We start from the raw sequence: 24,840 nt of genomic DNA, 5'->3' as shown, positions 1-24,840 counted from the left end.
CCTGTTGTCATATGTTGCTGCGATAGCCAAAGCGCAACATGTGGTGGGAGCGATCCATGCCCCTGATACGGGTGAACCTGCAAGACACGGGTCTTGCGCTGCACGACAGCCCGGCTCCGGCTTTGCCCGCGTTACGGCGCGCGGCGATGCGGGGGGATGGGCCGGTGATCGTGATGGTGCACGGGTTCAAGTTTCGCCCCGGTGACGGGTTGGATTGCCCGCATGAGCATATCTTTTCCTTTGGCGGCCACCCGTGTCGCAAGGCCAAAAGCTGGCCCAAGGGGTTGGGGATTGGCGCCGAGCAGGACACGCTGGGCGTGGCGTATGGGTGGAACGCCAAGGGCATGATCTGGACTGCATACGCTCAGGCGGCCGAGGCGGGTGCGGGGTTGGCGCGCACCATCAGAGAGCTGCGCCGCGCCGCGCCGCACAGGCCGGTTCACGCCATCGCCCACAGCCTTGGGGCGCGGGTGGTGTTGCAGGCGCTGCGCCATCTTGAGCCGGGCGATGTGACGCGGGTGATCTCGCTCAACGGGGCGGAATTTCGCGGCGCGGCGCAGGAGGCGCTTGGCGCGCCCGCCGGGCGCACGGCGGAGTTGATTGCGGTGACAGCGCGCGAGAATGCCGGTGTCGATCTGCTGTTTGAGAGGTTGGTTGCGCCCGCACAACGGGGTGACCGGGCCATGGGCTGGGGCTTGGCCGAGGCGCCGGGACGGGTCATGCTCAGGCTGGATCGGGCCGGGGTAAGTGCGCATCTGGCGCGGCTCGGCTTTCCGCTGGCGCCGCACCGGCGGTTGTTTTGCCACTGGTCGCCCTATCTTCGCGAGGGGACCATGGCGCTTTATGCCGCGTTGATGCGCCAGCCCGACAGGCTCCCGCTTGAGGCGTTGCGGATAGCGGAACCTGACGGTGATCGCGTGGCGATGCCTTCCCTGCCCTTGCCAATGGGATCAAATGCGCCATCATGAGCCTTTGCTTTTGAAGGGAAGGACGCGACATGGTGCAGGATGGGGTGCAGGACGGGACACAAGACGGGGCGCAGGCAATCGAGCTTTACTTTTGGCCGACGCCGAACGGTTGGAAAGCCTCTATCGCGCTTGAGGAGATGGGCCTGCCCTATCAGGCGAAGCTGATTAACATCGGCAAGGGAGATCAGTTTGCGCCCGCGTTCCTTGAGATTGCGCCGAACAACCGGATGCCAGCGATTGTCGACCCGGATGGACCGGGGGGAGCGCCGGTGTCGGTGTTTGAGAGCGGTGCCATATTGCAATACCTCGCCCGCAAGACGGGCCAGTTTTATGGCGCGAGCGAGCGTGACCGGATTGCCGTGGAAGAATGGCTGATGTGGCAGATGGGCGGCGTTGGTCCGATGGCGGGCCAAGCGCATCATTTCCTGAAATACGCGCCGGTGATGGAGCCGCCGCAGGTCTTGCCCTATGCGCAGGACCGCTATCGGAACGAGGTTGCGCGACTTTATGGCGTGCTCGATCGGCGGTTGGCGGAGCATGAGTTTGTGGCCGGGGATTTCTATTCCATCGCGGATATGGCGATTTGGCCTTGGGCCTCTCTTTGGGAGGGACAGCAGCAGGATTTGGGCGATAAGCCGCATCTGGCGCGGTGGCTGGACGTGGTGGGCACGCGCCCCGGTGTGCAGCGCGGGCGCGCACTTCATGCGGATTTGCGCAAGAGTCCCGACAAGCAGAAAGACAGCCACGGGGTGCTATTCGGGAAGAAGTGAGGCGCGGCGGCGGCATGCCCGACCTCGGGAGGGCTGGTGCAATCGAGCGGAACAGAGGGTTGCTAAACGCCACAGGGGTTGCGGGCGGAGCGGGTCATATTCATGAATGCCCTCCCCCGGGGGGAGGTCGGGCATGGCGCTGACGCGCCGGGCATTGAGTGCTAGTCTTTGCTTTCTTCTTCGGAGTTATACTCCTTGAACAGCCGCCCTTGGGTCATGAAAAACACGAAAATCGCCGCCGTCAGGCCGAAGGTTTTGAAGTTGACCCATGCCTCTTCTGACATGAAGCGCCAGACCAGCTCATTGGCCACGGCCAGCCCGAAGAAGAACGCGGTGAGCCGTTTGGTCAGCAGCATCCAGCCTTCATGCGTGAGCGGCATAACGCCATCCATCAGGTCGCGCAGATAGCTTTTGCCCTGCAACAGCCCGAAGCCGAGGATGCCGGTGAACATGAGGTAGAGGATCGTCGGCTTCATCTTGATAAACCGCGGATCGTTGAGCCAGACAGACAAGCCGCCAAACACCACCACCAGAACCACGGTCATGATCTGCATTTTCGACAGGTGCCCGGTCAGCCACCACAGGATCCCGGTTGAAACCACCATCAGGGGCACGAACATGGCGGTGACGATAATGAACCCGTCATAATCGGTGCCAGCAATGGTGAACACCTCGTCCTTGAGCTTGATATAAGCGATGAAGAACAGGATCACCGGCCCGAGTTCCAGACCCATTTTCAGGATCGGGTTGATGGGTTTGGGCTTGTTCTGATCGGTGTCGAGGTCTGTCATTTTGGCTCCTATCCGCCCATTTCAACTAAGACCGCTCCGGCCGCAATCAAGGCCATGAGGGCAATTCGGCGGGGGCCTGTGCTTTCTTTGAGCATCAGCCAACCGATAAGTGCCGCAAAAACGGTTGATGTTTCGCGCAAGACCGCCGCTTCGCCGACTTTGTCGAGACGCGTGGCCAGCATGATCGCCCCAAAGGAGGCGAAGGCGATGAACGCGCCCGCCAGCCCCATGCGCAACAGCGGCACAAGCGGCGGCGGGGCCGTCATCGACCGATACCGCAGCGTGGCCACGACCGGAAACACCAGCCCGTCGATCATGAAAAACCACGCAAGGAAGGTGAACGGATCAGCCGTCGCACGGATGCCATAGGCGTCAAACGTGGTGTAGAATGCCACGAATATGCCCGTCAGCACGGCAAGGCCAAGCGCCAGCGGCATTGTCTCGCGGTCGAGCGTGATGGTGCGCAGATTATAGAGTGCGAGCCCATAGATCCCCGCCAGCAGGGTGAACACGCCCAGCCATTGCACCAGATTGAAGGTTTCGCCAAACAAAAGCCACGCACCGATCACCGTGAACAACGGCCCGGTGCCGCGCACAACCGGGTAGACCACGGTATAGGCCCCCTTGGAATAGGCCCATGCCTGTAGGGTTTTATAAACAAGGTGAATGGCCCACGCCCCGGCAAAGATCGCCCACATGTGCGGTTCGGGCCACGGCACGACAAACAGCGCAAATGGCGCGGCGATCAGGGCATAGAACCCGTCGATCGCGCCCCGGCTGAGCCAAGGATCAAAGCGCCCTTTTTGCAGCGCGCCGAACACCGCATGGAGAAGCGCCGCCATCAGCGCGAGGATCAACGCGGCGGTGTGGCCTGCATCGGTGCCTTCGAGGGAGATGATCCAGTCGCTCATCTCGGCTTAGTCGTCCGCAGCCCAGTCGACAGACAGCGCAACGCCTGACAGCATGATACTCAGGATGCCGGGCAAGGGCGCATTTCGGGCCTTGCTGGCTTGGCCTGCGCCGAGTTGCAGCGCGCCGAGGCCGGTTTCGGATTGAGCGGTGATCGCGAGGTGGCCGGTGGCATCGGGGAGCGCGTCGATAAAGGCACCCAGAGCGATGCGCTCATCCGTCGGCAGGGCCGCAGCCGGGATCGCCGAGACGAGATTGGTGAGCATTGGCGTCGCGCCGCCCACGGGGGCGAAGCTTGTATAGAGCGCCTTGGACAGCGGCGCGGTCAGCGTCGCATCAAGCGAAAGCCTGTTGAGGCGCATTCCACCAATCGAGGATTGCAGGACCGTAAGCGACGAAAAGTCGAAACCTGCCCCCTGCCCGGCGAATTGCAATCGCCCGAGCGTGTCAAAATCGAACGTCAGCTCGTTGAGCACCAGTGTCTGGCTTGTCGGGTCCTGTCGCGCGCTGATGCGGATGATGCCGTGTGCCGCGGGCTGACCGCTGGGGAATTGCATGTGAAAGGCTTCGGTCCAGTTGATGCCTGTAAACTCGGCCTCAAAGCTTTGCGGTGGCACGTTTTTGGCGACCGCATCAGCAACCCCGGTGGCGCGCCAGCTGAGCGAGGCGAAATCATAGGAGCGCAGCTCAGCCGTGGTTCTGTCCATCCGGCACCAGCCATCGTCGGTAACGATCTGGCCCGCAGCGCGCAGGTAACGCGGCAGGGTCAGGGGGTCTGTGATCGCGCGCCATCCGGCGGCGCAGTCTTCGGGTGTCATCACCGGGTTGGCGATTGCCGGTGCAGTAACCGCCGCCAGCGCGAGGGCTGCGGCAGGCAACAGTTGATGGATCATTGAGCGACTCCGGTCAGCGCTTCGGCAAATTCCGCCGGATCGAAAGGCGCGAGGTCGTCGATTTGTTCGCCCACGCCGATGGCATGGATCGGCAGGCCGAATTTATCAGCAAGCGCCACCAGAACGCCGCCCTTGGCAGTGCCGTCTAGTTTGGTCATCACGAGGCCGGTGACATCGGCGAGTTCCTGAAACGTCTTGACCTGCGAGAGGGCGTTCTGCCCGGTGGTCGCGTCAAGCACGAGAAGCGTGTTGTGCGGTGCGCTGTCATCAATCTTGCGGATGACGCGAACGATCTTGGCCAGCTCCTCCATCAGGTCCTTGCGGTTTTGCAAGCGGCCCGCCGTGTCGATCATCAACAGGTCGGCACCGTCGGCTGTGGCCTTGGTCAGCGCGTCAAAAGCGAGGCTGGCGGGGTCAGTGCCTTCGGGTGCGGTGAGCACGGGCACGCCGGCGCGGTCGCCCCAGACTTGCAATTGTTCGACCGCAGCCGCGCGGAACGTGTCTCCGGCGGCGATGACCACCTGTTTGCCTGCGGCTTTGAATTGCGAGGCGAGTTTGCCGATGGTTGTCGTCTTGCCCGAGCCGTTGACGCCAACCACCAGCACCACCTGCGGCTTTTTGGGAAAGAGCGGCATGGGGCGGGCGACTTCCTCCATCACGCGGGTGATTTCATCGGCAAGCAAGCGTTTGATTTCGTCGGTCGAGAGCTTGGTGCCAAAGCGGCCTTCGGCCATGTTGGCGGTGACGCGTAGGGCGGTGTCGACGCCCATGTCCGAAGCGATGAGCAGCTCTTCGAGTTGTTCGAGCATGTCATCGTCGAGCACCCGGCGGGTGACGGTTTTCTTTTCGCGCTTGAAGAGGCGCCCCAAGAGGCCGGGTTTGGCGGCTTCTGATGCGGATGTGTCAGCAGCGGCGCTTGTTAAGTCACTGGCAATGGTATCGGGGATTTCGATGGGCGTCGGGGCTTTGGCCGGATCGCCCGGCAGGGGCGCTTCGACGGGGGCAACGTCGGGCACTTCGGCAGGCGACGGCGCGGGCATCGGATCGACCGGTTGCGGCGCCTCAACCGGGGGTGGGGCGGGCTTGGGCTCTGGTGTGGGGATGGGCTCCGGGTTGGGGGCGGGTTCCGGTTCGGGGTCGGGCGTTGGAGCGGGTTCAGGCACTGGCTCCGTTTCGGGCACTGGCTCCGGTTCGGGTGCCGGCTCAGGGACTTCGGGTGGGGCCGGTTCAGGTTGAGGCTCGGGCTCTGGCTGAGGGGCCGGTGTCGGCTCTGGTTCTGGCTCGGGTGCGGGCGCGGGGGTTGGTTCCGGCTGCGGCTCGGGTGCGGGCTCCGGGGTCGGTTCGGGCGTCGGCTCAGGTTCGGGCGCAAGCTCCGGTTCGGGCGTAGGTTCAGGCACAGGATCAGGTTCGGGCGCGGTTTGCGTGACCTCGACTTCTTCTTCGACGCCGCCGTCTTCGATGATCGCATCAAGCCCCTCTTCCAGCTTGGAGGAGGATTTGAAGAGCTTTGACTTGAGCTTCTTGAAAAATGACATGCAACGGCCCTTTCGCTTTCCTTTCACTTAATCCCCCTTGCGAGGCATGAAAAGGTGCCATTGCAGGTTGTGGCCATGCGCGGCAGGATGCGCACCATGAAGTGGGTGGGTTTAGCGGTTTTGATGGTGATGGCGGGGGCGGCGCGGGCAGAGCCGCCCGACCGGGCCTGTTCGAGCGGCGAATGGGGGCATGTGCAATGCATCCGGCAGGCGCATTTTGTGCATGACACCTGTCAGGCGATTGCCCGTTTCAGCGCCGATCACAACCTTGATCCGGGGTTTTTCGCGCGCCTGATCTGGCAGGAGAGCCGGTTTGACCCCTTCGCCATAAGCCCCGCAGGTGCGCAGGGCATTGCCCAGTTCATGCCCCACACGGCCAAGCGGCGCGGGCTGCGGGATGCGTTCAACCCGGCAGAGGCGCTGGAGCATTCGGCGCAATATCTGGCCGAGATGACAGCGCGATATGGCAATCCCGGGCTGGCGGCGGTGGGCTATAACGGCGGTGAGCGGCGCGCCGAGGGGATCATCGCAGGCACCGGCGGTTTGGCGCGCGAGACCGTGAATTACGTGGCGATTATCACCGGGTTGAGCCATGACGATTGGCTGGCGCCGGATGTAGCGATGCCCGATTTGCGGCTGTCCAAGGTCAAAGGCTTTGCCGAGGCGTGCTATGATTTGGCCCGCAAGCGGCGCCTGTCACCCATGCCGCGCCCGGAGCCGAGGGTGCAGCCATGGGGCGTGCAGCTGGCTTTTGGCACCAGCAAAACACAGGCGCGGGAACGGTTTAGCGCGAAAACGCGGGCTTGTCGGCGGATTATCAAAGGCGAGACGCCTGAGTTGATCTGGCAAAAGAGCCGCGCCAGCAAAAAGGGTGGGTATTTCATGGCGCGGCTGGGGCGCAGCAAGGCGCGCGCGGCGCATCAGCTGTGCCGCAAACTGCGCGCGGCGGGGTGCATTTGCGCGGTCTATCGCAACAAGGGGTGACGCCGCTTTAGGTGGCCGAGAGGCCCGCGAAGGCGAGGAAAAACAGCGCTTGCGCCGACCAATAGGTGCTCCAGATTACGAAATGCAGCACCCGACGCAGCGGGTGGAGCACGGGCAGCACGAACATCTCGACCGACAGGGTCACGTCAGAGACAATAAAGAGCAGCGCCGCGAGGTGGGCGAGTATCAGCGGGTGGCCCTGTGGCAGGGTCATCACCGCGCCGCCCATCGAGAGGATCACCGGGATATACACCATCACCGGCCAGCGCAGATCACCCGTGCGCGGCCAAAGCAGGCGCGCCATGACGATGCCGACCCCAATGAGCGCGGCGATAAGCAGGGTTTCAGGCGTGTTTAACAGGGACCGCAGGTCAGCCAACGGGTGGCCAAGGAACAGCACCACATAGGCGATATGCCCCGCCGCGAAAGCCCCAACCCCGGCCATAAACGCCCCTTCGGACGGACGCGAGAGCAGGTAGTCGCCCAGCGCGCAGAGCAACAGCGCGACAAGCAGCATGCCGGGCCCGTTGGCCAACCACGCGGCCAGAGCAAGCGCCAGCACAGCGCCGGTTTTGACAAGCGTTTTCGGCCAACTGGGCAAGCGGTAACAAAACGCCAGCAAATAGATCAGGGCAAGCAGGGTCGCGATGAGCGTCGCGGGCAGAACGCCCGGCAAGGGAAGCAGGTCAAACATGCTGTGATCCTAGCGCAGCGCGGGCGGCGCGGGAATGCTCCCGTCGGGGAAAGCCTTGCCAAATGGGCGGCTGTGGCGTCATCATCGCCGCCCATTCAGAGCGATTTGTTTCAAGTTGATTTGATGCACGTAAACGGGACCTTAAGAATTGGCCCTTCATAATAGTCAGGACTTTGTAAAATGTCAGAGACATCCCCCCCGGCGACTTGGAAAGTTGTCGTTGCCTTTATCCTCGATCTTTTCACCAGCTTTTTCCTGTTCGGCTATCTGGTCGCGCTGGTCACTGGCGACACCACCGAAGGCGGGTTCCAGTTGAATGGCTTGCCCGCGCTTGTCGTGTTCGCGTTGATCATCGCCTATATGGTGCTGATGCCGCGCGTTGGCGGGCGGCTTTGGCAGAGGATCTTGGGCGCGGTTTGAGCGCGTCTTGATCGGCGTTAAACCGGACGTCAGATTTCGTCGGCGAAATGCTTCATGGTCATGCGAATCGGGTTTGGGGCCGCCTGCCCCAAGCCACAGATCGAGGCGTCGGCCATGGTTTGGCAGACCTCTTCAAGCAGCCCCTGATCCCAGGTGTCGGCCTGCATCAGCTTGACCGCTTTTTCGCAGCCGACCCGACAGGGCGTGCATTGACCGCAGCTTTCATCCTCAAAAAACCTGAGCATGTTGAGGGCGGCTGCGCGGGCGCTGTCTTGGTCGGAGAGAACGACAACGGCGGCTGAGCCGATGAAGGTGCCATGCGGTTGCAGCGTGTCGAAATCAAGCGGGATGTCGTCCATCGAGGCGGGCAGAAGGCCAGAGGACGGGCCGCCCGGCTGATAGGCTTTGAAGGTGTGGCCGTCGCGCATGCCGCCCGCCGCTTCGATCACGTCGAGGATGGTTGAACCGGCAGGCAGAAGATACACGCCGGGCGCCTTAACGCGGCCGGACACGGAATAGCTACGCAGGCCTTTGCGGTTGTTTTTCTCAACCGAATTAAAGACTTCTGGTCCGTCTCTCATCACGCGGGCGACCCAATAGAGGGTTTCGACGTTATGCACGAGCGTGGGGCGGTTGAAGATGCCGACCTGTGCCACGAAAGGCGGACGGTGGCGCGGTTCGCCGCGCTTGCCCTCGATGCTTTCGATCATCGCGCTTTCTTCGCCGCAGATATAGGCGCCAGCGCCGCGGCGCAGCTCGATGTAGCCTTTATCCACAAGAGCTGCGTCTTCCAGTGCTTTGATTTCACGACGCAAAATTTTGAGCACGGCGGGATATTCGTCGCGCATATAGATAAAGCACCGCTCGGCCTCGACCGCCCATGCGGCGATCAGCATCCCTTCGAGGAAGGGATGGGGTTCACGTTCGAGATAATAGCGGTCCTTGAAGGTTCCCGGCTCGCCCTCATCACCGTTCACGGCAAGGTAGCGGGGGCCGGGATTGGCGCGCACGAAGCCCCATTTTTTGCCTGAGGGGAAGCCCGCGCCGCCAAGACCGCGCACGCCGGAAGCGTGCAATTGCTCCTGCACGTCCTCCCAATCGCCAGAGGCACGCAGGCGGCGGAGCACGTCATAGCCACCACCCGAAGAATAGTCCTCAAACCCTTGATATTCCGGTATTTTCGGATGGGTGTCGCGCGCCGAAACGGCGGCCTTGACGAGGTCAGGCGTGGCGTGGTCGATGTGGTTGTGGCCGAGTTCCAGCACCGGTGCCGTATCACAGCGCCCCATGCAGGGCGCGCGCAGAACGCGGACCTCGGCGGGGTCAAACCCGTCTTTGAGGGCCTGCATCAGCGCCTCGGACCCGGCGAGTTCGCACGAGAGGCTGTCACAGACACGAATGGTGAGCGCGGGCGGCGGGGTTTCGCCCTCTTTAACGATATCGAAATGGGCGTAGAAGCTGGCCACTTCGTAGATTTCGGCCTGGGACAGGCGCATGATCTCGGCCAGAGCGCGGATATGGGCGGCAGAGAGGTGGCCGTAGTGATCCTGCACCAAATGCAGATATTCGATCAAAAGGTCACGGCGCAGCGGCGTGTCGCCCAGCAGGGACTGAACCTCGGACAAGGCGGTGTCATCGACCTGCCGCCCCTTGGGGGTGTGGCGGCCTTTGCCTTTGCCAGATTTCCAGATGCCTTTTTTCGCGTCCAGCGCCATGGTGGCCCCTCCTTGGTTCGCCCCGAACTTAGCGGCATTGCAGACGCGGCTGCGAGGGCAAAAACGACATGCGCGGCACCATTTGCGTTGCTGGCGCATGCGCGGTGCGCCGATATTATCCGATTGTGCCCGATCCGCGCCGCGATTAGCCTTGCGGGCCAGATAAACGAGAAGCGGTTGCACGATGCAGATGAGCCTTTTTGCGCTGGCCACGGTGCTGCCTGTGGTGCTGATTGCCGGGGGCGTGATTGTGGGCGGATTTTGGCCGCTGGCCGGGTTGCTGTATATGACCGTGTTCACCGCCGTTCTGGACCGGTTCGTGCCGCGCCTTCTGCCGGAGATGCCGGAGGGGGCGGAGTTTCCGACGGGCAAAGGGTTTTCAACCCTGCTTGGTCTTGGGCATTTCGGCCTGCTGGCCGTGGTGATTGCAGCCATGAACGGCGAGATGGCGGCCACGGGCAAGGTTGTGACGGTGCTGGCGGCGGGGCTTTGGTTTGGGCAGGTTTCGCATCCGAATGCGCATGAGTTGATCCACCGCAGCGAAAGATACGCGCGCGCCTTGGGGCGTCTGGCCTATAGCACGATCGGGTTCGGGCATCATGCCTCGGCGCATTTATTGGTGCATCATGTGCATGTGGGCACGGATGCGGACCCCAATTCAGCCGCCAAGGGTACAGGGTTTTATCGTTTTGCTACAAAGGCTTGGAAAGCGTCTTTTATAGCCGGGTTGAAGGCGGAAAATGCGCGCGCCGCGCGGGCGCAGAGAAAACGGAGCGTGTGGCAGAACCCCTACGTGGGCTATATCGCGACGCCGGTTTTGGTGGTGATCATGGCCGCGAGTGTGGCCGGGGCGTGGGGCGTTGGTGGCTACCTTGCGCTGTGCCTTTATGCGCAGATGCAGATCCTTCTGGCCGATTATGTGCAGCATTACGGATTGCGCCGGGCGATGCGCGAGAACGGCAAACCCGAACCGGTGACGGACGCGCATAGCTGGAACTCGCCTCATTGGTTTTCCTCGGCTTTGATGGTCAATGCGCCGCGCCATTCGGACCATCATTTGCACCCGACGCGGCCCTATCCGGGGTTGCGCCTGCGCGAGGCGATGCCGATGATGCCGTATTCATTGCCGGTGATGGCCGTTTTAGCGCTTTTTCCACCGATCTGGCGCAAGATGATGGCACGTGAGTTGCGCCGCTTGCCCGTTGGGGGTGGTTCGGCGTAGGTATAAGACATGTGGCGGATTGTGATCTTTTTGATGTGTGCCTGTCCGGGCATCGCCTTTGGCGGAGAGTTCCTGTCGGCGGAGGAATTTGACGCGGCGACCAAGGGCAAGACGTTTTACTTCAGCTCAGAAGGTGCGCCCTATGGGGCCGAGGAATACCTTGATGGGCGGCGCGTGCGGTGGTCGTTTCTGGATGGTGAGTGCATTGAGGGGCGTTGGTGGCAACAGGGTGAGATGATCTGTTTCTCTTACGAAAATGACCCTTCGCCGCATTGCTGGACGTTTCAGAAAAACGGATCGGGGCTTACGGCGCTGTTTGAGAACAACCCGGAAGCGCGTGAGCTTTACGAGGTGCAGCAAAGCCAGAAGCCGATGATGTGCCTTGGCCCGAAGGTTGGGGTTTAGAACAAAGACCCTTGATCCGATCCCTTGGCCGGCCCCTTTTGCGGCGTTGGCTTGGTGGGTTTGGCGGGCTTGGCAGCTGGTTTTTGAGCCGGAGCCGGGGACGCGCCGAGTGTCAGGCGGCCATCGGCGAATTGAATCTCGGTTGGGGCGGATTTTTCGGCGGCTTTTTTGGAGGTCACGACTGTGTCGCCTGAGCGCACCACGGCGTAGCCACGTTTGAGCGTTTCTTCGTAGCCCAAGGTGTCGCGCAGACGCGAGAGCGTGTCGAGCTTGCTACGCCAATCAGCGATTTGATGCTCTCCGGCGCGGGACAGGCGGCGGGACATGGCGGCAAGGTTTTGCTGCCGCTGTGCATTTTCGCGTTTCAGGGTCTTGAGGTTCAGCCGCGAAACCGCGTTTTGCAGGCGCCGGGTGTCGCGCTCGACAAGGCGGTGGAGCATCTCTTTCTTGAGCGAACCGGAGGCCTTGTGCAGAGACACCTCGCGGGTGCGCACGCCAGCAATGAGCGCCGAGGGCAGCCGGTCGGAGGCACGGTCAAGCCGTTGGCGCGGCGTGTCGAGCAAGGTATCGGCGCGCGGCAAGGCACGTGCGAGATCACGCAGGCGTTGCGCGCGGGCGGCGACCCCCTGCCCCAAGGCCTGGGCCATGCGCGCGCCCTGTGCTTCGACCCATGTGAGCAGATCGAGGCGCACCGGCACCGCCATTTCGGCAGCGGCGGTGGGCGTCGGTGCGCGCCGGTCCGACACATAGTCGATCAGGGTCGTGTCCGTTTCATGCCCGACCGCAGAGATCAGCGGGATATGCGAGGCGGCAACGGCGCGGGCGACGATTTCCTCGTTAAACCCCCAGAGGTCTTCGAGTGAGCCACCGCCACGCGCGACGATCAGCAGATCGGGGCGCGGAATGCGCCCGCCCGGTTCCAGCGCGTTGAACCCGGCGATGGCGCGGGCCACTTCGGGCGCGCATTTGTCGCCCTGAACCGCGACGGGCCAGAGCAGCACCTTGCGCGGGAACCGATCCCGCAAGCGGTGCAGAATGTCACGGATCACCGCCCCGGACGGCGAGGTGACGACGCCGATGATGCCCGGAAGATAGGGGATCTTCTGTTTCCGCTCAGGCGCAAACAGCCCCTCTGCCGCAAGTGCCGCCTTGCGTTTTTCGAGCATCGCCATAAGCGCGCCGACACCGGCGGGTTTGATGTCTTCGATCACAATCTGATAGCGCGATTGCCCGCCGAAGGTGGTGAGACGGCCCGTGGCGACCACCTCCATGCCTTCTTCTGGCTGAACAGCGAGCCGGGTGGCGACGCCTTTCCAGATGACCCCGTTGATGACCGATTTATCATCCTTGAGATCGAGGTAGAGGTGGCCAGAACGGGGCCGCGACACGCGCCCGACCTCACCCCGGATGCGGACATGCGCGAACTCCCCCTCGATCACGCGTTTGATCGCGCCGGAAATTTCGGAAACGGTGAATTCCGGGTCGTTGTTACCGGGGGTGGGATCGTCGATCAGGTCGGACATGGCTGGCGGGTCTTTTCACATGGCTTGAGAGGGGGAGCGCGGGTTGGGTTTGGAGGTGAGGGTTATTGCAGCGCCTTGGACAGTTCGATGAAATCATCAACGGTGATATCATAGTCATATGTGGTCTCAAGCGCCGAGCGGACCGGCTCAGGGCGATAGGCTTCGGGGCCCCATTCCTCTGGGCGTCGCACCAGAGCCGTTCGAAACCCAACCGCGCGGGCCGCGTCAAGGTCATGCGCGTGACAGGCGACCATGAGGCATTCATGTGGCTCAAGCTGGAGGGCTTTGGCGGCTTTTGCGTAAGCCTCGGGCAGGATTTTATAAACGCCGAAGCCTTCGCAAGACAGCACCGCATCCCACGTCAGCCCGTTGGCGCGAGCGGTATCAATGATCAGCCGATAGCTGAGGATCGTAAACGAGGCGACGATATACCGCTGCCGGATCGCAGAGAGGCCCTCGGCGCAATCGGGCCAGCATTTGAAGGCATGCGGCGCGTCCCAAGCGATGGCGTGGCGGTCGGCCTCGTCGAACATGTCGAGGTCATGTTCGGTCAGGAGCGTGTCGAGTGTAAACCTATGGGCTTGGTCGAAATTATAGGCGGGCGGCCCGTTTTCGCCGAGGTTGATCATCGCGCCGAGCGCACGATGGCGCAGTTCATTGGCAAGCTGCGGCCAGTCACGCGTAACGCCGTGCCGCGCACCCGCGGCACCGAAAGCGTCACGAAACCCGCTGTGCCAGTCAAGCAGCGTTCCGCCGGTATCAAATGTAAGTGCCTTGATTGACTGCATGTGGGCGCCCCGTTCGCTTGTGTCTCGTTCAGGCACAGCTTAGAACGCCGGGCAAGCAAGGCCAAGCGGAGACAAGCGCCATGAACATTCTTATCCTCGGCAGCGGCGGGCGCGAACATGCGTTGGCCTGGGCAGTGATGCAGAACCCGAAATGCGACAAGCTGTTCGTGGCACCGGGCAATGCCGGGATTGCCGGGATCGCGGAATGCGCCAGCGTCGATATAATGAAGGGCGGCGCCGTGGCGGCGTTCGCCGAGGAAAACGCGATTGATTTCGTGATCGTCGGGCCGGAGGCGCCATTGGCCGAAGGGGTTGCGGACCGTCTGCGCGAGGCCGGGATCAAGGTGTTCGGGCCCTCTGCCGAGGCGGCGCAATTGGAAGCGTCAAAGAAATTCACCAAGGAAATATGCGACGCGGCGGATGTGCCGCAGGCCGGGTGGGTGTCATTCATCGGGGCATCGGGCGCGCATGCCTATATCGAGGCCGTGGGCGCACCGATCGTGGTGAAGGCTGACGGGCTGGCCGCTGGCAAGGGTGTTGTCGTCGCGATGGACGAACAAACCGCCAAGGACGCCGTGGACGAGATGTTTGCCGGGGCCTTTGGAGAGGCCGGTGCGGAGATCGTCATCGAGGATTTCATGACCGGCGAGGAGGCGTCGTTCTTTGTGTTGTGCGACGGCGAGGATGCGCTGCCCATCGGCACGGCGCAGGACCACAAGCGCGTTGGCGAAGGCGACACCGGGCCGAACACCGGCGGGATGGGGGCCTATTCGCCTGCGCCGGTGATGAGCGATGCCGTTGTGCAAAAGACGATGGACGAGATCGTACGCCCGACGCTGCGCGAAATGGTCAAGCGCGGGACGCCCTATCAGGGCGTGCTGTTTGTTGGATTGATGATCGAGGACGGACAGCCCCGGCTGGTGGAATATAACGTGCGTTTCGGAGACCCGGAGTGTCAGGTTCTGATGATGCGGCTGGGCGCGCAGGCGTTTGATTTGATTCAGGCCGCCGCCGAGGGACGGCTGGATGAATGCGCCGTGAACTGGGCCGATGATCATGCAATGACGGTGGTTATGGCCGCCGAGGGCTATCCCGGAAGCTATGACAAAGGCAGTGTGATCAAAGGTCTGGACGCCTGCCCCGCGGACAGCGCGCATATGGTGTTTCATGCAGGCACGGCCCAGAAGGACGGCCAGTTCGTGGCCAATGGCGGACGGGTTTTGAACATCACAGCGCGCGGTGCAACTTTGCAGGAAGCGCGCGACCGGGCCTATGACATGGTCGACCGGATTGATTGGCCCGAAGGGTTTTGCCGCCGCGATATCGGCTGGCGCGCGCTTTAGGGGAAGGCCGGGTTTGGCGGGCTGAGTGAAGAGAGCTTCGCTCGAGGCGCAGGGTTTAGTGGTAGGGCCGAGTCCCCGCACCGCAGGCAAAGGTGGGGAGGCAGTTCCCTACACCGCAGCTAAAAGTGGGGGGCCAGCCCCCCACACCACATTAAAAAGCGGGGGGCCAGCCCCCCGCACCCCCCGGGATATTTTCAGTCAGATGAAGACGCGGCGTGCCGTAAGGGCAGGCTTGTCGTGCGCCCGAAGCGGGGCGTAGCCTTGGGCAGCTATGAGGAGGAGGACGCGGCATGCGTTGGATCAAACGTGGGTTTTTGACGGTTGTTGGCCTGGCAATATTGGGGCTGATCGGGTTTTGGACGCTGGGTCCGTCGTATGTTGAAAACGAGCGCAATGCGGTGGCCGAACACGCGCCCTATCCGGTGTCGGCAGACGCCAGAGCGTTGCATGATCGTTTGATCGTCGGCGATTGGCACGCAGATCTCGCTGTTGTGGAAGCGCGATCTTTTGGAACGGGGCAGCCGCGGGCAAGTGGATGTGCCGCGTCTTTTGGAGGGCGGTGTTGCGGTGCAGGTATTTACCGCCGTGACCAAAAGCCCGTCAGGGCAGAACTACGACCACAACTCTGCCGAAGCTTTTGACAATATTACGCTTTTGGCTTTTGGGCAGCTTTGGCCGCTGCGCACTTGGGGGTCGATCTATGAGCGGGCGATTTATCAGGCCGAGAAGTTGCACGGGTTTGAGGCGGCATCGGGTGGCAAGTTGAAGGTCATTCGCAACAAGGCCGATCTTGAGGCGGTTTTGAGCGCGCGTGCCGAAGGGAAAGCCGTGGTCGGCGGGATTTTGGGCGTTGAGGGGTTGCATCCGCTTGAGGGCGAGATTGCCAAGCTTGACGGCTTGTTCAAGGCCGGCCACCGGGTTTACGGCCTACACCATTTCTTTGACAACGCCTTGGGCGGATCGCTGCATGGTGAAGGGAGCCATGGGCTGAGCGTATTTGGTCGCGAGGTGGTGAGCAAGCTGGTGACTATGCCGGTGGTGATTGACGTGGCGCATTCCAGTCCGCAGGTGGTGCGCGATGTGTTGGACATGACCGATGTGCCGATTGTTCTGTCGCACAGCGGGGTTCATTCGCATTGTGAAGTGAAACGCAACCTGCCCGATGATCTGATGCAGGCGATTGCCGCGCGGGGCGGGGTTATCGGCATGGGGTATTGGGCCGAGGTTGCGTGCAACAAGATCGACCCGGACGGGATTGCCGCGATGATCAAGGCGGGGATCGCGGCGATTGGCGAGGATCACATCTCGCTCGGGTCGGATTTTGACGGATCAGTGGCCACCGCATTTGATGCCAGCGAGTTGGCCGCCTTGACCGATGCGCTGTTGCGTGCCGGGGTGAGCGAGACGCAGATTGCCAAGGTGATGGGCGGCAATATGATGCGGGTTCTGAGGGCGCGGTTGGAGTAAGCGCCCGCCTTCGCCGCGCTTTTCAGAGGATTGGTGTTAGCCGCTTTTGGTCAGCACCAGCCAGGTCATAAGGCCTGCGGGTGGCAGGCTGTCGCGTTCGGTGAGGGAAAGGCCGGGCGCGCCGAGGATACGCTCGATCGGGAAATCGGACTGCCAGCCGAGGATATTCTCAAGCGGTGCGGTGATTTTCTCCAGCGCGGCGAGCGGCCCTTTGGGGCGCGCGAAGTGGTTGACCACGACAACCTTGCCGCCCGGTTTGAGGACGCGGGAGATTTCACGCATGACGCGTTCGGGTTCGGGCACGACGGAGAGAACATGCATGGCGGCGACGCTATCAAAGCTGGCATCGGGGAAGTCGAGTTCGCGCGCGTCCATCTGGCGCAGGTCATGCACATGGGTGAGCCGCTCTTCGGCGACGCGGGCTTTGGCCTTGGTCAGCATCTCGTGAGAGAAGTCGATGCCGGTGACCGCAACCCCTTCGCCGTAGCTGGGAAGGGCCAGCCCGGTGCCAACGCCCACTTCGAGAACCGCCCCCCTCGCCCGGTCAAATAAGCACCGGCGCGGCGGCGGCCAGCGCCGGTAACGGCACCGAATGTGCGGTCATAGACAGGCGCCCAGCGGCGATAGGATGAGGTAACGGCTTCGGGTTTCATTTAGTCATTGTCCTTGGCAATTAATTGCGGCGGCTTCAGCGCGAAGCGGGCCAGAATGAAAAGATAGGCAATTTGAGCGACCAGAAGCACCGGCCAAGGCCAAGTGAAGGCTGTCGCGGCGATGCCCATGAGGGCGACCATAAAGAACGGTGCCTTGTCACGGGAAATACGAAGGAGTTTGAAGGAGGGTGTCGGATTGCGCGCGATCATCAGCAGGCCCACGATCACCAGCCAGAGGCCGGTAAAGAACGGCAGGATGGGGGTGACAACGCCCGGCATGACTTGGAACATGACCAGAGGGAGCAACGCCAGAAGGGCCGCGCCCGGTGCGGGAACCCCTTGGAACCACGCGGATTTCTTGCCAGCTGCGGCCTTGTCCCCGACATTGTAGCGCGCAAGGCGCAAAGCGCAGCAGATAGCATAGATCAGCGCCGCAATCCAACCGCCGCTGCGGCTGTCGGGCAAGGCCCAGAGATAGAGCATGAGCGCGGGGGCGACGCCGAAATTGAGGAAATCCGCGAGGCTGTCGAGTTCGGCGCCCATGGCGCTTTCGCTCTTGAGGAGGCGCGCCATGGCGCCGTCGAGCCCGTCAAGCAGAGCCGCCAGAGCGATGAGGGCCACCGCAAGAGTGAGGTTGCCATGCACGGCAAAACGGATCGCCGAAAGCCCGGCACAGAGCGCGCCAAGGGTGAGCAGGTTTGGCAACAGCTGCACCGCGCGCAGGGGCGCGCGTTTGCCGGGAGGGGTGTCGGGATCAGACACGCCGTGCGGCCATGGCAGGCGCAGAGCGGTTGAGATCTGCGATAACGCTTTCCCCGGCAATCATGGTTTGGCCAAGAGCGACCTGTGGTTCGACGCCGTCAGGTAGGTAAACATCAAGGCGCGAGCCAAAGCGGATCAGGCCGAAGCGTTCACCCGCCATGAGGCTGTGCCCCTCGCGCACAAACGGCACGATGCGGCGCGCGACCAGCCCGGCGATCTGAACCACGGCGATGGAGCGGCCGTCTTCGAGCGTGAGGGCAAGGGAGTTGCGCTCGTTGTCCTCGCTCGCTTTGTCCAGCGAGGCGTTAAGGAATTTGCCGGGGCGATAGACCATCTTGGCAATTTTACCAGCGATGGGGGCGCGGTTTACGTGGCAGTTGAACACCGACATGAACACGCTCACCCGCGTGAGCGGCGCAGAGCCGAGGCCGAGTTCGGGCGGCGGCGCGGCAGGTTCGATCAGCGACACGACACCATCGGCAGGCGAGAGGATCAGCCCCGGCGCATCGGGAACAGAGCGCACCGGGTCGCGGAAGAAATAATAGCACCAGACCGTGAGGCCGACCCCGATCCATCCCAGCGGCTCCCAGAGGAAGAACAGCAACAGCGTGATTGCCGCAAAGATCGCCACGAATTTGCGCCCTTCGGGGTGCATGGGCTTGATAAAAGTTTCGTGCATTTTCATTGGGGGCGCGGGCCTTGTGCTGATGCCCAACAAGGGCGGTTGGCTTTGGGATAGCCGTTGCCCATGTCGGATTCAACGCAATAAGCGGCGGCAATGGACCTACGGCAAGCCGCTGCCGGTTCTGTCAGCGGGGCGTGAGTCCGGTTTGAGCCCGGTTCAAACGCAAATCGCCCGCCTTTCTTGTGCAGAAGGGCGGGCGATCTTTAACAGGTCGTGCAGGGCTTAATGCGCGGGCATCATGCCTTTTTCAGCGGCCAACTCGCGCATGCGCTCTTGCAGCTTTTCAAAGGCGCGCACTTCGATCTGCCGAATACGCTCGCGGCTGACATTATATTGCGACGACAGGTCTTCGAGGGTGATGGTTTCCTCGCTGAGGCGGCGTTGGGTCAGGATGTCTTTCTCACGATCATTCAGCACACCCATCGCTTCGGCCAGCATTTCACGGCGGGCGTCAAGCTCGTCCTTGGCCTCATAATCGCCAGCGGTGTCGGCGTCTTCGTCTTCGAGCCAGTCCTGCCATTGCATCGTGCCTTCGCCTTCGGAGCCGACGGTGGCATTGAGCGAGGCATCGCCGCCCGAAAGGCGCCGGTTCATCGAGATAACTTCCTTCTCGGTGACGCCGAGATCGGTCGCGATACGCTGGACGTTTTCGGGCCGCAGGTCGCCCTCTTCCAGCGCGCCGATGCGGGCTTTGGCCTTGCGCAGGTTAAAGAAGAGTTTCTTTTGCGCCGAGGTGGTGCCGAGTTTCACAAGGCTCCACGAGCGCAGGATATATTCCTGAATCGAGGCGCGAATCCACCACATTGCATAGGTCGCAAGGCGGAAGCCTTTTTCCGGGTCGAACCGTTTGACGGCCTGCATCAGGCCGACATTCGCCTCGGAGATCACCTCGGCCTGGGGCAGACCATAGCCGCGGTAGCCCATGGCGATTTTCGCCGCGAGTCGCAGGTGGCTGGTGACCATCCTGTGGGCCGCTTCGGTGTCTTCCTGCTCGACCCAAGCTTTGGCGAGCATGTATTCTTCTTCGGGTTCCAGCAGAGGGAACTTCCGAATTTCTTGCATATAGCGGTTCAGCCCACCTTCGGGCGTCGGTGCCGGCAGATTTGCATAATTGGCCATGTTCTTCGCTCGTCCCTTAATGTTTATTGTCTTAACATCCAGATAGGAACGCGGGGGTGAGGTTTCAAGGCCCTTACTCCGCGCCTGTTTAATCCTATTTGCGCCTTGTAACGCAGGAAGAGAAGGTTTGTGACACTACGTTCACGCGCAATTCATCTTTATGACGAAGCGGTGAAAGAAGCGTTAAGTCCGGTTAATCGCGGGGCGAGAGCGGCAAAGGTTTGCCGATCGGACGCGCATGCGGCGGCGTCGGGGTCAGCTGCCGCGCAGGGTATCGATCAGCGTGGTCATATCGGCGGGCAGAGGGGCCTCAAAGCGCAGCATCTCTTGGGTGACCGGGTGTTCAAAGCCCAGCACGGCGGCATGCAGGGCCTGACGCGGGAATGCACGCGAGGCGGCGATGGCGGCAGCGGGGAGCGCCTTTTCCGAGAGCTTGCGACGCCCGCCATAGGTTGGATCACCGATCAGCCCGTGACCGGCGTGGGCCATATGCACACGGATCTGGTGGGTGCGACCGGTTTCGAGCCAACATTCCAGCAGCGCCAGCGTTGGCGGCATCCCGAAGCGTTCGACCACGCGGGCGCGGGTGATGGCATGGCGGCCCGAGTCAAACAGCACCGCCTGACGCTGGCGGTCATGTTTATGGCGGGCCAGACGGGTGGTGATTTTCATGATGTTGCCGGGTTCGAAGCTGACCCCTTTGACGCCGCGCAGGCGCGGATCATTGCCATCAGGCACACCGTGGGCAAGGGCGAGGTAATAACGCTCGACGCTATGAGCCTCGAACTGGGCCGCGAGGCCATGGTGGGCGCGGTCGGATTTGGCAACCACCAGTAGACCGCTGGTGTCCTTGTCGATGCGATGCACGATGCCGGGGCGGGCGACGCCGCCAACGCCAGAGAGGCTTTCGCCGCAGTGGTGCAGGAGCGCGTTGACCAGCGTTCCCGAAGGGGTGCCGGGCGCGGGGTGGACAACCATGCCCGCAGGTTTGTTGACAACGATCAGGTCGTCATCCTCGAACACCACATCAAGGGCGATGTCCTCTGGACCGATATGGCTTTCTGCGGCTTGTTCGAGGGTGATTTCAACGGCGTCCCCTTCGGCCACGCGGGCCTTGGGGTTGTCAACGGTCGCGCCATTCACCCGCACCGCCCCATCGGCGATCAGCCGCGCGAGACGGGTGCGCGACAGGGCTGCCGCCTCTGGCACATCGCGAGAAAGCGCCTTATCAAGACGTGCGGGCGGGTCGGGTTGAACCGCGAAAGCGACAAGGGTTTGAGCCAATGAACGACACTCCTCAGCCGGTAGATGCGAAAACGCTACGCTACCTGCGTTTGTTGGTGACCGTGCTGACGACCACCATGATCTTGGGCCTTCTAGTGATCATTACACTGTTTGTCATCAGGTTCTCGGGGGCGAGAGAGTCAGCGACGCCGGTTCTGCCCGAAGAGATCGCCCTGCCCGCCGGAACCACGGCGCAGGCGTTTACCCAAGGAGACAGGTGGTATGCGATTGTGACGGGGGATGACCGGATATTGATCTATTCCCGCTCAAACGGCGCCTTGATGCAAGAGATCGACGTGGTGAACGGCGACTAGCTGCAGTTCAGCGCAAAGACCAGCGTGGCACCGACATAGGCCGAGTCGCCCACGAGACAGCCGCTGCGTTGCTCCGCTTCGGATTTGAGCGACAGGTCCGGTGCCTTGAGCGCCTTGGCGACAAGCCAATGGCGGGTGCCGTCTTCGACCAGCAAGAGGTTGGTGTCGGGTGCCGAAACGGCGGCGATTCCCGCGCCGGGCGCGGCGGCGGCGGCCGCGGCATTGCCGACCAGTTCGAATTGCACGCGTGGCACGGGGCGCAGCGTGTCCCATTCGATGACCATAGATTGACCGTTCGTGTTCGATTTGGCGGGCACGTCATAGTCGGAGAAGCCGACGCCCTGCGGATTAGAGCAAGCGCCCAGAACGAACAAAGAAGTGACAATTGCAAATGCCGGTTTCATGGCGGAGCCTCTGAAGATTGCCTTGGTCAGGACAACAGCATGGCGCGCGACTCTGCCGAGCGTGCGGCGCTTTTGTGGCAAAAATCGGGACGCGGCACCGCTTCGACCCGGGGATCCGGGGCCGTTTCAGCAACGAAAGGGTGAGATGGTACCGCCTGCTAGGTTCGAACTAGCGACCTCTGGATCCACAATCCAGCGCTCTAACCAACTGAGCTAAGGCGGCACTGAAGGGCGATGTAACTTTGTGGCGCGACGAATGCAAGTCTGAATTCGGCCTGTCAGAGGGCGATTTCCCAGCTTTGTTCAACCAGATCGACGCCAAAGGATCGGACAGGTTTGCACGACACCAGCGAGAAGCCGAATGCGGCGTAGAGCGCGCAGGCCGCAGAGTGGCTTTCGTGGGTCCAGAGGTGCAGGCGCGTGTAGCCATGGGCGCGGGCATAATCGAGGCAGGTGCTGAGCAGGTGTTTGCCCAACCCCTTGCCGCGCGCATCGGGTGTCAGCAAGAACAGCCGCAGTTTGGCCGTTTGATCGTCAAGGCGCACGCAAAAGATCGAGCCAAGGCGCACGCCCCCCTGCTCGGCGATCCAGGCGCGTTCACAGGTCGGGTCGTGATTGCGGATGTAATCGGCCAGAATTTCGGCCACCAGCGCCTCGAACGTTTTGTCAAAGCCATCGTCGCGGGCATAAAGCACGCCGTGCTGTTCGATCAGCCACCCGGCGTCGCCGATTTCAAGGTCGCGCAGGGTCACTTGTGTCATCTCAGCCGTGTCTGTCATGGCCCAAGGATGCGCGGGCGGCGCTTGCATCACAAGGCCAATCTGGGATAGCTCAGGGAGGTAATCTGGAGGCGGAACCATGGGCATCAACAAAGAAACCAACATCGAGGCCAATCTGCAAATCGGGCCGACCGACAAGGGCATGGTGCGGCTTTATATCGAAGCCGGCGACATGGAGATCCCGATGGATTTCGAGCCGGAAGAAGCCGAGGAAATCGCCGAGGAAATCCGCGCGGCGGCCAAGGCGGCGCGGCTCAGGGGCTGAGCGGGGCGACTGACAGCATGGTCAACGCCCCTGACACAAGGTGTCAGGAGGCAATGCGCGACGGGGCTTTCAGGCGTGCGGCGATTTGGTAGCAAGCCACAAATCGCACGCACTGGAGACCCCAAGTTATGTTGACACTTTATCACGCCCCGATGTCGCGCTCGTCGCGGATCGTGCAGCTTTTGCATGAGCTTTCCGCGCTCGACGCGGTCGAGGTCAAACCCGTTTCAGTTCTACGCAATGATGGTTCGGGCGGGCGCGATGCTGACAATCCGCACCCCGAGGGCAAGGTGCCGCTGTTGGTGCATGATGGCGTCGAGATTTGGGAATCAAACGCGATCATGCTCTATCTGACCGAGCTGTTCCCCGAGGCGGGCCTTGGCGTGGCGCCGGGAGAGGCGCTTCGCGGGCGTTTTTTGAGCTGGCTGGCGTGGTATGGCAATATTGTCGAGCCGGTGCTGGTCCATAGTTTCGCAGAGATTTCGCACCCCGCAATCACAACCGCATTTCGCGGGCTCGAGGAGATGGGCGCACGTTTGGCCGGGGCGCTTGAGGCGGATGACTGGCTGGTGGGTGAGACGTTTAGCGCAGCGGACCTGTTGATGGCGTCGCCTTTTGTCTGGATGCCATCGTTGCTGCCTGATCATCCCGGCGTCAAGGCTTGGGCGGAGCGGTGTCAGGCGCGCCCGTCAGCGCAGTTTGCGGCCGAGTTTGATGCAAAGCTGTTGGGCTAGGTCTCCCCTAGCCTGCCCTCTCCATCTTGATCCCGCCCCAAGCAGCCCGATCCGGCCCGCGGATGCGTTGGATTAGACGCGCGGGTCGCGAAAGGCTTGTAAGCGGCGCGCGGCATGACGGGCGAAACGGCGGGTGAGCGCGTTACGGCGTGCGCCCGCCAGCTTGTCATGCGGCGCCATGCGAATGATCTCGGCGCTATAAGCGTCGGCAATGATCAACCCGGTTTCGGGCGGCAACAGATCGGTCGGAAAGTCGGTATCCACCGCCCAGAAGTAACGGTCGCACCATTCAAGATAGCCGTCCCATTTGCTGTCTGAGGTGAAATCCACACGGCTCGATTTGCATTCGATCACCCAGATTTCGCCCTTGGGGCCGAGCGCCATAACATCGACCCGCTTGCCCCGTTCAGGCACGAATTCCTCGATCGTTACGAAATCATGGCTGGCCAAGTGACGACAAACCCCACGGGCCAAAAGCTGTCCCGGCTGCATTTGCAGGACTGGAGAAAGGTCGGAAAGCGATTGATCGGTCATACCCCTCAAGATGAACAAAAGATGAACATCTTTCAAGCGGGAATTGCAATTCTTGAGCGAATGAGGCTTGTCAGCGGCCCAGCCCGTGCCTATGTCGGTGAGTGGCGGTTCTGCCCCTCTCGTTTTACGGTTGCATTCCGGTGGCCTTAAGCAATTCCGAGGGAGCTGGCTCTGTCCGGGCTCTGGTCCGGTTACCTGGCGCCCACCTGTATATACAGGTCCTCGGGAATGAGATAACCCAACGGTCCGGGTGGTTCCGCCGCTTATCTGCATGAGCATTGGCGCACGGTGCAGCCCTTCTGGGGCGCTGCTCAGGCGCGCTGCCTTCCCGATCCTTCCCTGACCAACGCCCGCCTCGCCAAGCGAGAGCAATTATTGCCAAAAAAAACGCGCCCCGAGGGAGGAGCGCGTTTTAGTGACTGGAGTCTTGGGTCGTTGTTATCTGGTCTTTTTAAACTGGTCTATCGGAGGTCGTATGGTTTGCGCTTGTTCTGCGCGGCGACACGCACCGGTACGGGCTGCTGTGTCCGTGGTGCGACCCGTTCGCGCAAGCCCCCGCCGGGGCCGTCGTCATCATCGTCCTTCATGCGCATCACGGCGATCGCGAATTGCACGCCGGCAAATACAATCCCGTTGGCGAACCACAGGATCAGGACCGCAAGCCAGCCTTGATCGGAATGGGACACCAGATGCCAGAGATTCGCGACATTGAACCACAGCAACATGCCTACAAAAGCGGCGGCGACGCCAAATCCAATGGCGACGTTGATGATATACATGCGGATCAGCTTGGGCATTGCGAAACTCCCTTGTGCTTGTCCCTAACATGGCCCTTTCCGAGTCACGCCGCAAGGGGGCATGTTGTGGCACAGCAACAATT

26 protein-coding genes, 1 tRNA gene and 2 pseudogenes are annotated in these 24,840 nt (G+C 62.0%); 11 read left to right on the top strand and 18 right to left on the bottom strand.

Going from position 1 to position 24,840, the window contains the following annotated elements; translation table 11 throughout:
- The first annotated feature begins 56 nt into the window (after positions 1–56).
- The gene (locus tag N4R57_05145; GenBank protein ID UYV38461.1) at positions 57–968 is read left to right on the top strand and encodes a DUF726 domain-containing protein; all 912 of its coding nucleotides are present in this window, start codon (positions 57–59) and stop codon (positions 966–968) included.
- 29 nt (positions 969–997) lie between these two features.
- Positions 998–1,738, top strand: coding sequence for a glutathione S-transferase N-terminal domain-containing protein (locus N4R57_05140; GenBank protein ID UYV38460.1), 741 nt, complete (start codon positions 998–1,000; stop codon positions 1,736–1,738).
- 161 nt (positions 1,739–1,899) lie between these two features.
- On the opposite strand, the gene N4R57_05135 is transcribed toward N4R57_05140, so the two are convergent.
- The 4 genes from N4R57_05135 to ftsY are packed head-to-tail and all read right to left on the bottom strand — an operon-like array spanning position 1,900 to position 5,866.
- Positions 1,900–2,529: a septation protein IspZ gene (locus tag N4R57_05135; GenBank protein ID UYV38459.1), complete on the bottom strand. Its 630-nt coding sequence runs from the start codon at positions 2,527–2,529 to the stop codon at positions 1,900–1,902.
- A gap of 8 nt (positions 2,530–2,537) precedes the next feature.
- Positions 2,538–3,440: a DMT family transporter gene (locus N4R57_05130; protein ID UYV38458.1), complete on the bottom strand. Its 903-nt coding sequence runs from the start codon at positions 3,438–3,440 to the stop codon at positions 2,538–2,540.
- A gap of 6 nt (positions 3,441–3,446) precedes the next feature.
- Positions 3,447–4,331 (bottom strand): hypothetical protein, encoded by an 885-nt coding sequence (locus tag N4R57_05125; GenBank protein ID UYV38457.1) that lies wholly within the window; start codon positions 4,329–4,331, stop codon positions 3,447–3,449.
- Positions 4,328–5,866, bottom strand: a complete 1,539-nt coding sequence (gene ftsY, locus N4R57_05120) for a signal recognition particle-docking protein FtsY (protein UYV38456.1) — start codon at positions 5,864–5,866, stop codon at positions 4,328–4,330. Before ftsY ends, N4R57_05125 begins: the two co-directional genes overlap by 4 nt.
- Positions 5,867–5,962: 96 nt before the next feature.
- Between ftsY and N4R57_05115 the strand changes: the two genes are divergently transcribed.
- Positions 5,963–6,850 carry a lytic transglycosylase domain-containing protein gene (locus N4R57_05115; GenBank protein ID UYV38455.1) on the top strand — a complete coding sequence of 296 codons (888 nt, stop codon included), beginning with the start codon at positions 5,963–5,965 and terminating at the stop codon, positions 6,848–6,850.
- 7 nt (positions 6,851–6,857) lie between these two features.
- On the opposite strand, the gene N4R57_05110 is transcribed toward N4R57_05115, so the two are convergent.
- On the bottom strand, positions 6,858–7,544 hold the full coding sequence (locus N4R57_05110) for a lysoplasmalogenase (protein ID UYV38454.1): 687 nt from the start codon (positions 7,542–7,544) through the stop codon (positions 6,858–6,860).
- A gap of 180 nt (positions 7,545–7,724) precedes the next feature.
- On the opposite strand from N4R57_05110, the gene N4R57_05105 reads away from it, so the two are divergent.
- Positions 7,725–7,964: a hypothetical protein gene (locus tag N4R57_05105; protein UYV38453.1), complete on the top strand. Its 240-nt coding sequence runs from the start codon at positions 7,725–7,727 to the stop codon at positions 7,962–7,964.
- Positions 7,965–7,993: 29 nt separating this feature from the next.
- On the opposite strand, the gene N4R57_05100 is transcribed toward N4R57_05105, so the two are convergent.
- Entirely contained in the window at positions 7,994–9,679 is a 1,686-nt protein-coding gene (locus tag N4R57_05100) for an NAD(P)H-dependent oxidoreductase subunit E (GenBank protein ID UYV38452.1), read from the bottom strand.
- 190 nt (positions 9,680–9,869) lie between these two features.
- Between N4R57_05100 and N4R57_05095 the strand changes: the two genes are divergently transcribed.
- Together N4R57_05095 and N4R57_05090 are read left to right on the top strand one after the other, a co-directional pair.
- Positions 9,870–10,901: an alkane 1-monooxygenase gene (locus N4R57_05095; GenBank protein ID UYV39509.1), complete on the top strand. Its 1,032-nt coding sequence runs from the start codon at positions 9,870–9,872 to the stop codon at positions 10,899–10,901.
- 9 nt (positions 10,902–10,910) lie between these two features.
- Complete coding sequence (locus N4R57_05090; protein UYV38451.1) at positions 10,911–11,306, top strand: hypothetical protein; 396 nt, start codon at positions 10,911–10,913, stop codon at positions 11,304–11,306.
- Here N4R57_05090 and xseA read toward each other — a convergent pair.
- Both xseA and N4R57_05080 read right to left on the bottom strand, forming a co-directional pair.
- Positions 11,303–12,829 carry an exodeoxyribonuclease VII large subunit gene (gene xseA / locus N4R57_05085; protein UYV38450.1) on the bottom strand — a complete coding sequence of 509 codons (1,527 nt, stop codon included), beginning with the start codon at positions 12,827–12,829 and terminating at the stop codon, positions 11,303–11,305. The two genes, N4R57_05090 and xseA, sit on opposite strands and share 4 nt — an antisense overlap.
- A 62-nt stretch (positions 12,830–12,891) precedes the next feature.
- Positions 12,892–13,617: an HAD-IA family hydrolase gene (locus N4R57_05080; GenBank protein UYV38449.1), complete on the bottom strand. Its 726-nt coding sequence runs from the start codon at positions 13,615–13,617 to the stop codon at positions 12,892–12,894.
- A gap of 80 nt (positions 13,618–13,697) precedes the next feature.
- On the opposite strand from N4R57_05080, the gene purD reads away from it, so the two are divergent.
- On the top strand, positions 13,698–14,960 hold the full coding sequence (gene purD / locus N4R57_05075) for a phosphoribosylamine--glycine ligase (protein ID UYV38448.1): 1,263 nt from the start codon (positions 13,698–13,700) through the stop codon (positions 14,958–14,960).
- Positions 14,961–15,250: 290 nt separating this feature from the next.
- A pseudogene (locus N4R57_05070) lies at positions 15,251–16,427 on the top strand (membrane dipeptidase).
- Positions 16,428–16,463: 36 nt separating this feature from the next.
- On the opposite strand, the pseudogene N4R57_05065 reads toward N4R57_05070, so the two are convergent.
- The 5 genes and pseudogenes from N4R57_05065 to N4R57_05045 form a co-directional block, all read right to left on the bottom strand.
- Positions 16,464–17,080: pseudogene (locus N4R57_05065) on the bottom strand (class I SAM-dependent methyltransferase).
- A complete protein-coding gene (locus tag N4R57_05060) occupies positions 17,081–17,842 on the bottom strand; it encodes a CDP-alcohol phosphatidyltransferase family protein (GenBank protein ID UYV38447.1) in 762 nt (253 codons plus the stop codon). It lies immediately after the preceding pseudogene.
- Positions 17,835–18,527 carry a phosphatidylserine decarboxylase gene (locus N4R57_05055; protein ID UYV38446.1) on the bottom strand — a complete coding sequence of 231 codons (693 nt, stop codon included), beginning with the start codon at positions 18,525–18,527 and terminating at the stop codon, positions 17,835–17,837. Before N4R57_05055 ends, N4R57_05060 begins: the two co-directional genes overlap by 8 nt.
- 222 nt (positions 18,528–18,749) lie before the next feature.
- Positions 18,750–19,646: an RNA polymerase sigma factor RpoH gene (rpoH, locus tag N4R57_05050; protein UYV38445.1), complete on the bottom strand. Its 897-nt coding sequence runs from the start codon at positions 19,644–19,646 to the stop codon at positions 18,750–18,752.
- Between the two features lie 255 nt (positions 19,647–19,901).
- Positions 19,902–20,930 (bottom strand): RluA family pseudouridine synthase, encoded by a 1,029-nt coding sequence (locus N4R57_05045; GenBank protein UYV38444.1) that lies wholly within the window; start codon positions 20,928–20,930, stop codon positions 19,902–19,904.
- Here N4R57_05045 and N4R57_05040 point away from each other — a divergent pair.
- Positions 20,930–21,244, top strand: coding sequence for a DUF6476 family protein (locus N4R57_05040; GenBank protein UYV38443.1), 315 nt, complete (start codon positions 20,930–20,932; stop codon positions 21,242–21,244). The genes N4R57_05045 and N4R57_05040 overlap by 1 nt on opposite strands.
- On the opposite strand, the gene N4R57_05035 is transcribed toward N4R57_05040, so the two are convergent.
- From N4R57_05035 to N4R57_05025, 3 genes are all read right to left on the bottom strand, one after another.
- The gene (locus N4R57_05035; GenBank protein UYV38442.1) at positions 21,241–21,648 is read right to left on the bottom strand and encodes a hypothetical protein; all 408 of its coding nucleotides are present in this window, start codon (positions 21,646–21,648) and stop codon (positions 21,241–21,243) included. The two genes, N4R57_05040 and N4R57_05035, sit on opposite strands and share 4 nt — an antisense overlap.
- A 146-nt stretch (positions 21,649–21,794) precedes the next feature.
- Positions 21,795–21,871, bottom strand: a tRNA-His gene (locus tag N4R57_05030).
- Positions 21,872–21,926: 55 nt separating this feature from the next.
- Positions 21,927–22,409 carry a GNAT family N-acetyltransferase gene (locus N4R57_05025; protein UYV39508.1) on the bottom strand — a complete coding sequence of 161 codons (483 nt, stop codon included), beginning with the start codon at positions 22,407–22,409 and terminating at the stop codon, positions 21,927–21,929.
- 97 nt (positions 22,410–22,506) lie between these two features.
- On the opposite strand from N4R57_05025, the gene N4R57_05020 reads away from it, so the two are divergent.
- Both N4R57_05020 and N4R57_05015 read left to right on the top strand, forming a co-directional pair.
- Entirely contained in the window at positions 22,507–22,692 is a 186-nt protein-coding gene (locus N4R57_05020) for a DUF6324 family protein (protein ID UYV38441.1), read from the top strand.
- Between the two features lie 128 nt (positions 22,693–22,820).
- Positions 22,821–23,426, top strand: a complete 606-nt coding sequence (locus N4R57_05015) for a glutathione S-transferase family protein (protein UYV38440.1) — start codon at positions 22,821–22,823, stop codon at positions 23,424–23,426.
- Between the two features lie 72 nt (positions 23,427–23,498).
- Here N4R57_05015 and N4R57_05010 read toward each other — a convergent pair whose 3' ends face one another.
- Both N4R57_05010 and N4R57_05005 read right to left on the bottom strand, forming a co-directional pair.
- Entirely contained in the window at positions 23,499–23,960 is a 462-nt protein-coding gene (locus N4R57_05010; GenBank protein UYV38439.1) for an MmcB family DNA repair protein, read from the bottom strand.
- 461 nt (positions 23,961–24,421) lie between these two features.
- Positions 24,422–24,757, bottom strand: coding sequence for a hypothetical protein (locus tag N4R57_05005; protein UYV38438.1), 336 nt, complete (start codon positions 24,755–24,757; stop codon positions 24,422–24,424).
- Positions 24,758–24,840 lie beyond the last annotated feature (83 nt).

Source organism: Rhodobacteraceae bacterium D3-12, assembly GCA_025916135.1.
Classification (GTDB): domain Bacteria; phylum Pseudomonadota; class Alphaproteobacteria; order Rhodobacterales; family Rhodobacteraceae; genus JAKGBX01.
This window is presented reverse-complemented; position numbering and strand designations above follow the sequence as displayed.

Coding starts and splice junctions, on each gene's coding strand:
- N4R57_05145 (UYV38461.1), top strand. CDS start 57: ATGCCCCTGATACGGGTGAACCTGCAAGACACGGGTCTTGCGCTGCAC.
- N4R57_05140 (UYV38460.1), top strand. CDS start 998: ATGGTGCAGGATGGGGTGCAGGACGGGACACAAGACGGGGCGCAGGCA.
- N4R57_05135 (UYV38459.1), bottom strand. CDS start 2,529: ATGACAGACCTCGACACCGATCAGAACAAGCCCAAACCCATCAACCCG.
- N4R57_05130 (UYV38458.1), bottom strand. CDS start 3,440: ATGAGCGACTGGATCATCTCCCTCGAAGGCACCGATGCAGGCCACACC.
- N4R57_05125 (UYV38457.1), bottom strand. CDS start 4,331: ATGATCCATCAACTGTTGCCTGCCGCAGCCCTCGCGCTGGCGGCGGTT.
- ftsY (UYV38456.1), bottom strand. CDS start 5,866: ATGTCATTTTTCAAGAAGCTCAAGTCAAAGCTCTTCAAATCCTCCTCC.
- N4R57_05115 (UYV38455.1), top strand. CDS start 5,963: ATGAAGTGGGTGGGTTTAGCGGTTTTGATGGTGATGGCGGGGGCGGCG.
- N4R57_05110 (UYV38454.1), bottom strand. CDS start 7,544: ATGTTTGACCTGCTTCCCTTGCCGGGCGTTCTGCCCGCGACGCTCATC.
- N4R57_05105 (UYV38453.1), top strand. CDS start 7,725: ATGTCAGAGACATCCCCCCCGGCGACTTGGAAAGTTGTCGTTGCCTTT.
- N4R57_05100 (UYV38452.1), bottom strand. CDS start 9,679: ATGGCGCTGGACGCGAAAAAAGGCATCTGGAAATCTGGCAAAGGCAAA.
- N4R57_05095 (UYV39509.1), top strand. CDS start 9,870: ATGAGCCTTTTTGCGCTGGCCACGGTGCTGCCTGTGGTGCTGATTGCC.
- N4R57_05090 (UYV38451.1), top strand. CDS start 10,911: ATGTGGCGGATTGTGATCTTTTTGATGTGTGCCTGTCCGGGCATCGCC.
- xseA (UYV38450.1), bottom strand. CDS start 12,829: ATGTCCGACCTGATCGACGATCCCACCCCCGGTAACAACGACCCGGAA.
- N4R57_05080 (UYV38449.1), bottom strand. CDS start 13,617: ATGCAGTCAATCAAGGCACTTACATTTGATACCGGCGGAACGCTGCTT.
- purD (UYV38448.1), top strand. CDS start 13,698: ATGAACATTCTTATCCTCGGCAGCGGCGGGCGCGAACATGCGTTGGCC.
- N4R57_05055 (UYV38446.1), bottom strand. CDS start 18,527: ATGAAAATGCACGAAACTTTTATCAAGCCCATGCACCCCGAAGGGCGC.
- rpoH (UYV38445.1), bottom strand. CDS start 19,646: ATGGCCAATTATGCAAATCTGCCGGCACCGACGCCCGAAGGTGGGCTG.
- N4R57_05040 (UYV38443.1), top strand. CDS start 20,930: ATGAACGACACTCCTCAGCCGGTAGATGCGAAAACGCTACGCTACCTG.
- N4R57_05035 (UYV38442.1), bottom strand. CDS start 21,648: ATGAAACCGGCATTTGCAATTGTCACTTCTTTGTTCGTTCTGGGCGCT.
- N4R57_05025 (UYV39508.1), bottom strand. CDS start 22,409: ATGACACAAGTGACCCTGCGCGACCTTGAAATCGGCGACGCCGGGTGG.
- N4R57_05020 (UYV38441.1), top strand. CDS start 22,507: ATGGGCATCAACAAAGAAACCAACATCGAGGCCAATCTGCAAATCGGG.
- N4R57_05015 (UYV38440.1), top strand. CDS start 22,821: ATGTTGACACTTTATCACGCCCCGATGTCGCGCTCGTCGCGGATCGTG.
- N4R57_05010 (UYV38439.1), bottom strand. CDS start 23,960: ATGACCGATCAATCGCTTTCCGACCTTTCTCCAGTCCTGCAAATGCAG.
- N4R57_05005 (UYV38438.1), bottom strand. CDS start 24,757: ATGCCCAAGCTGATCCGCATGTATATCATCAACGTCGCCATTGGATTT.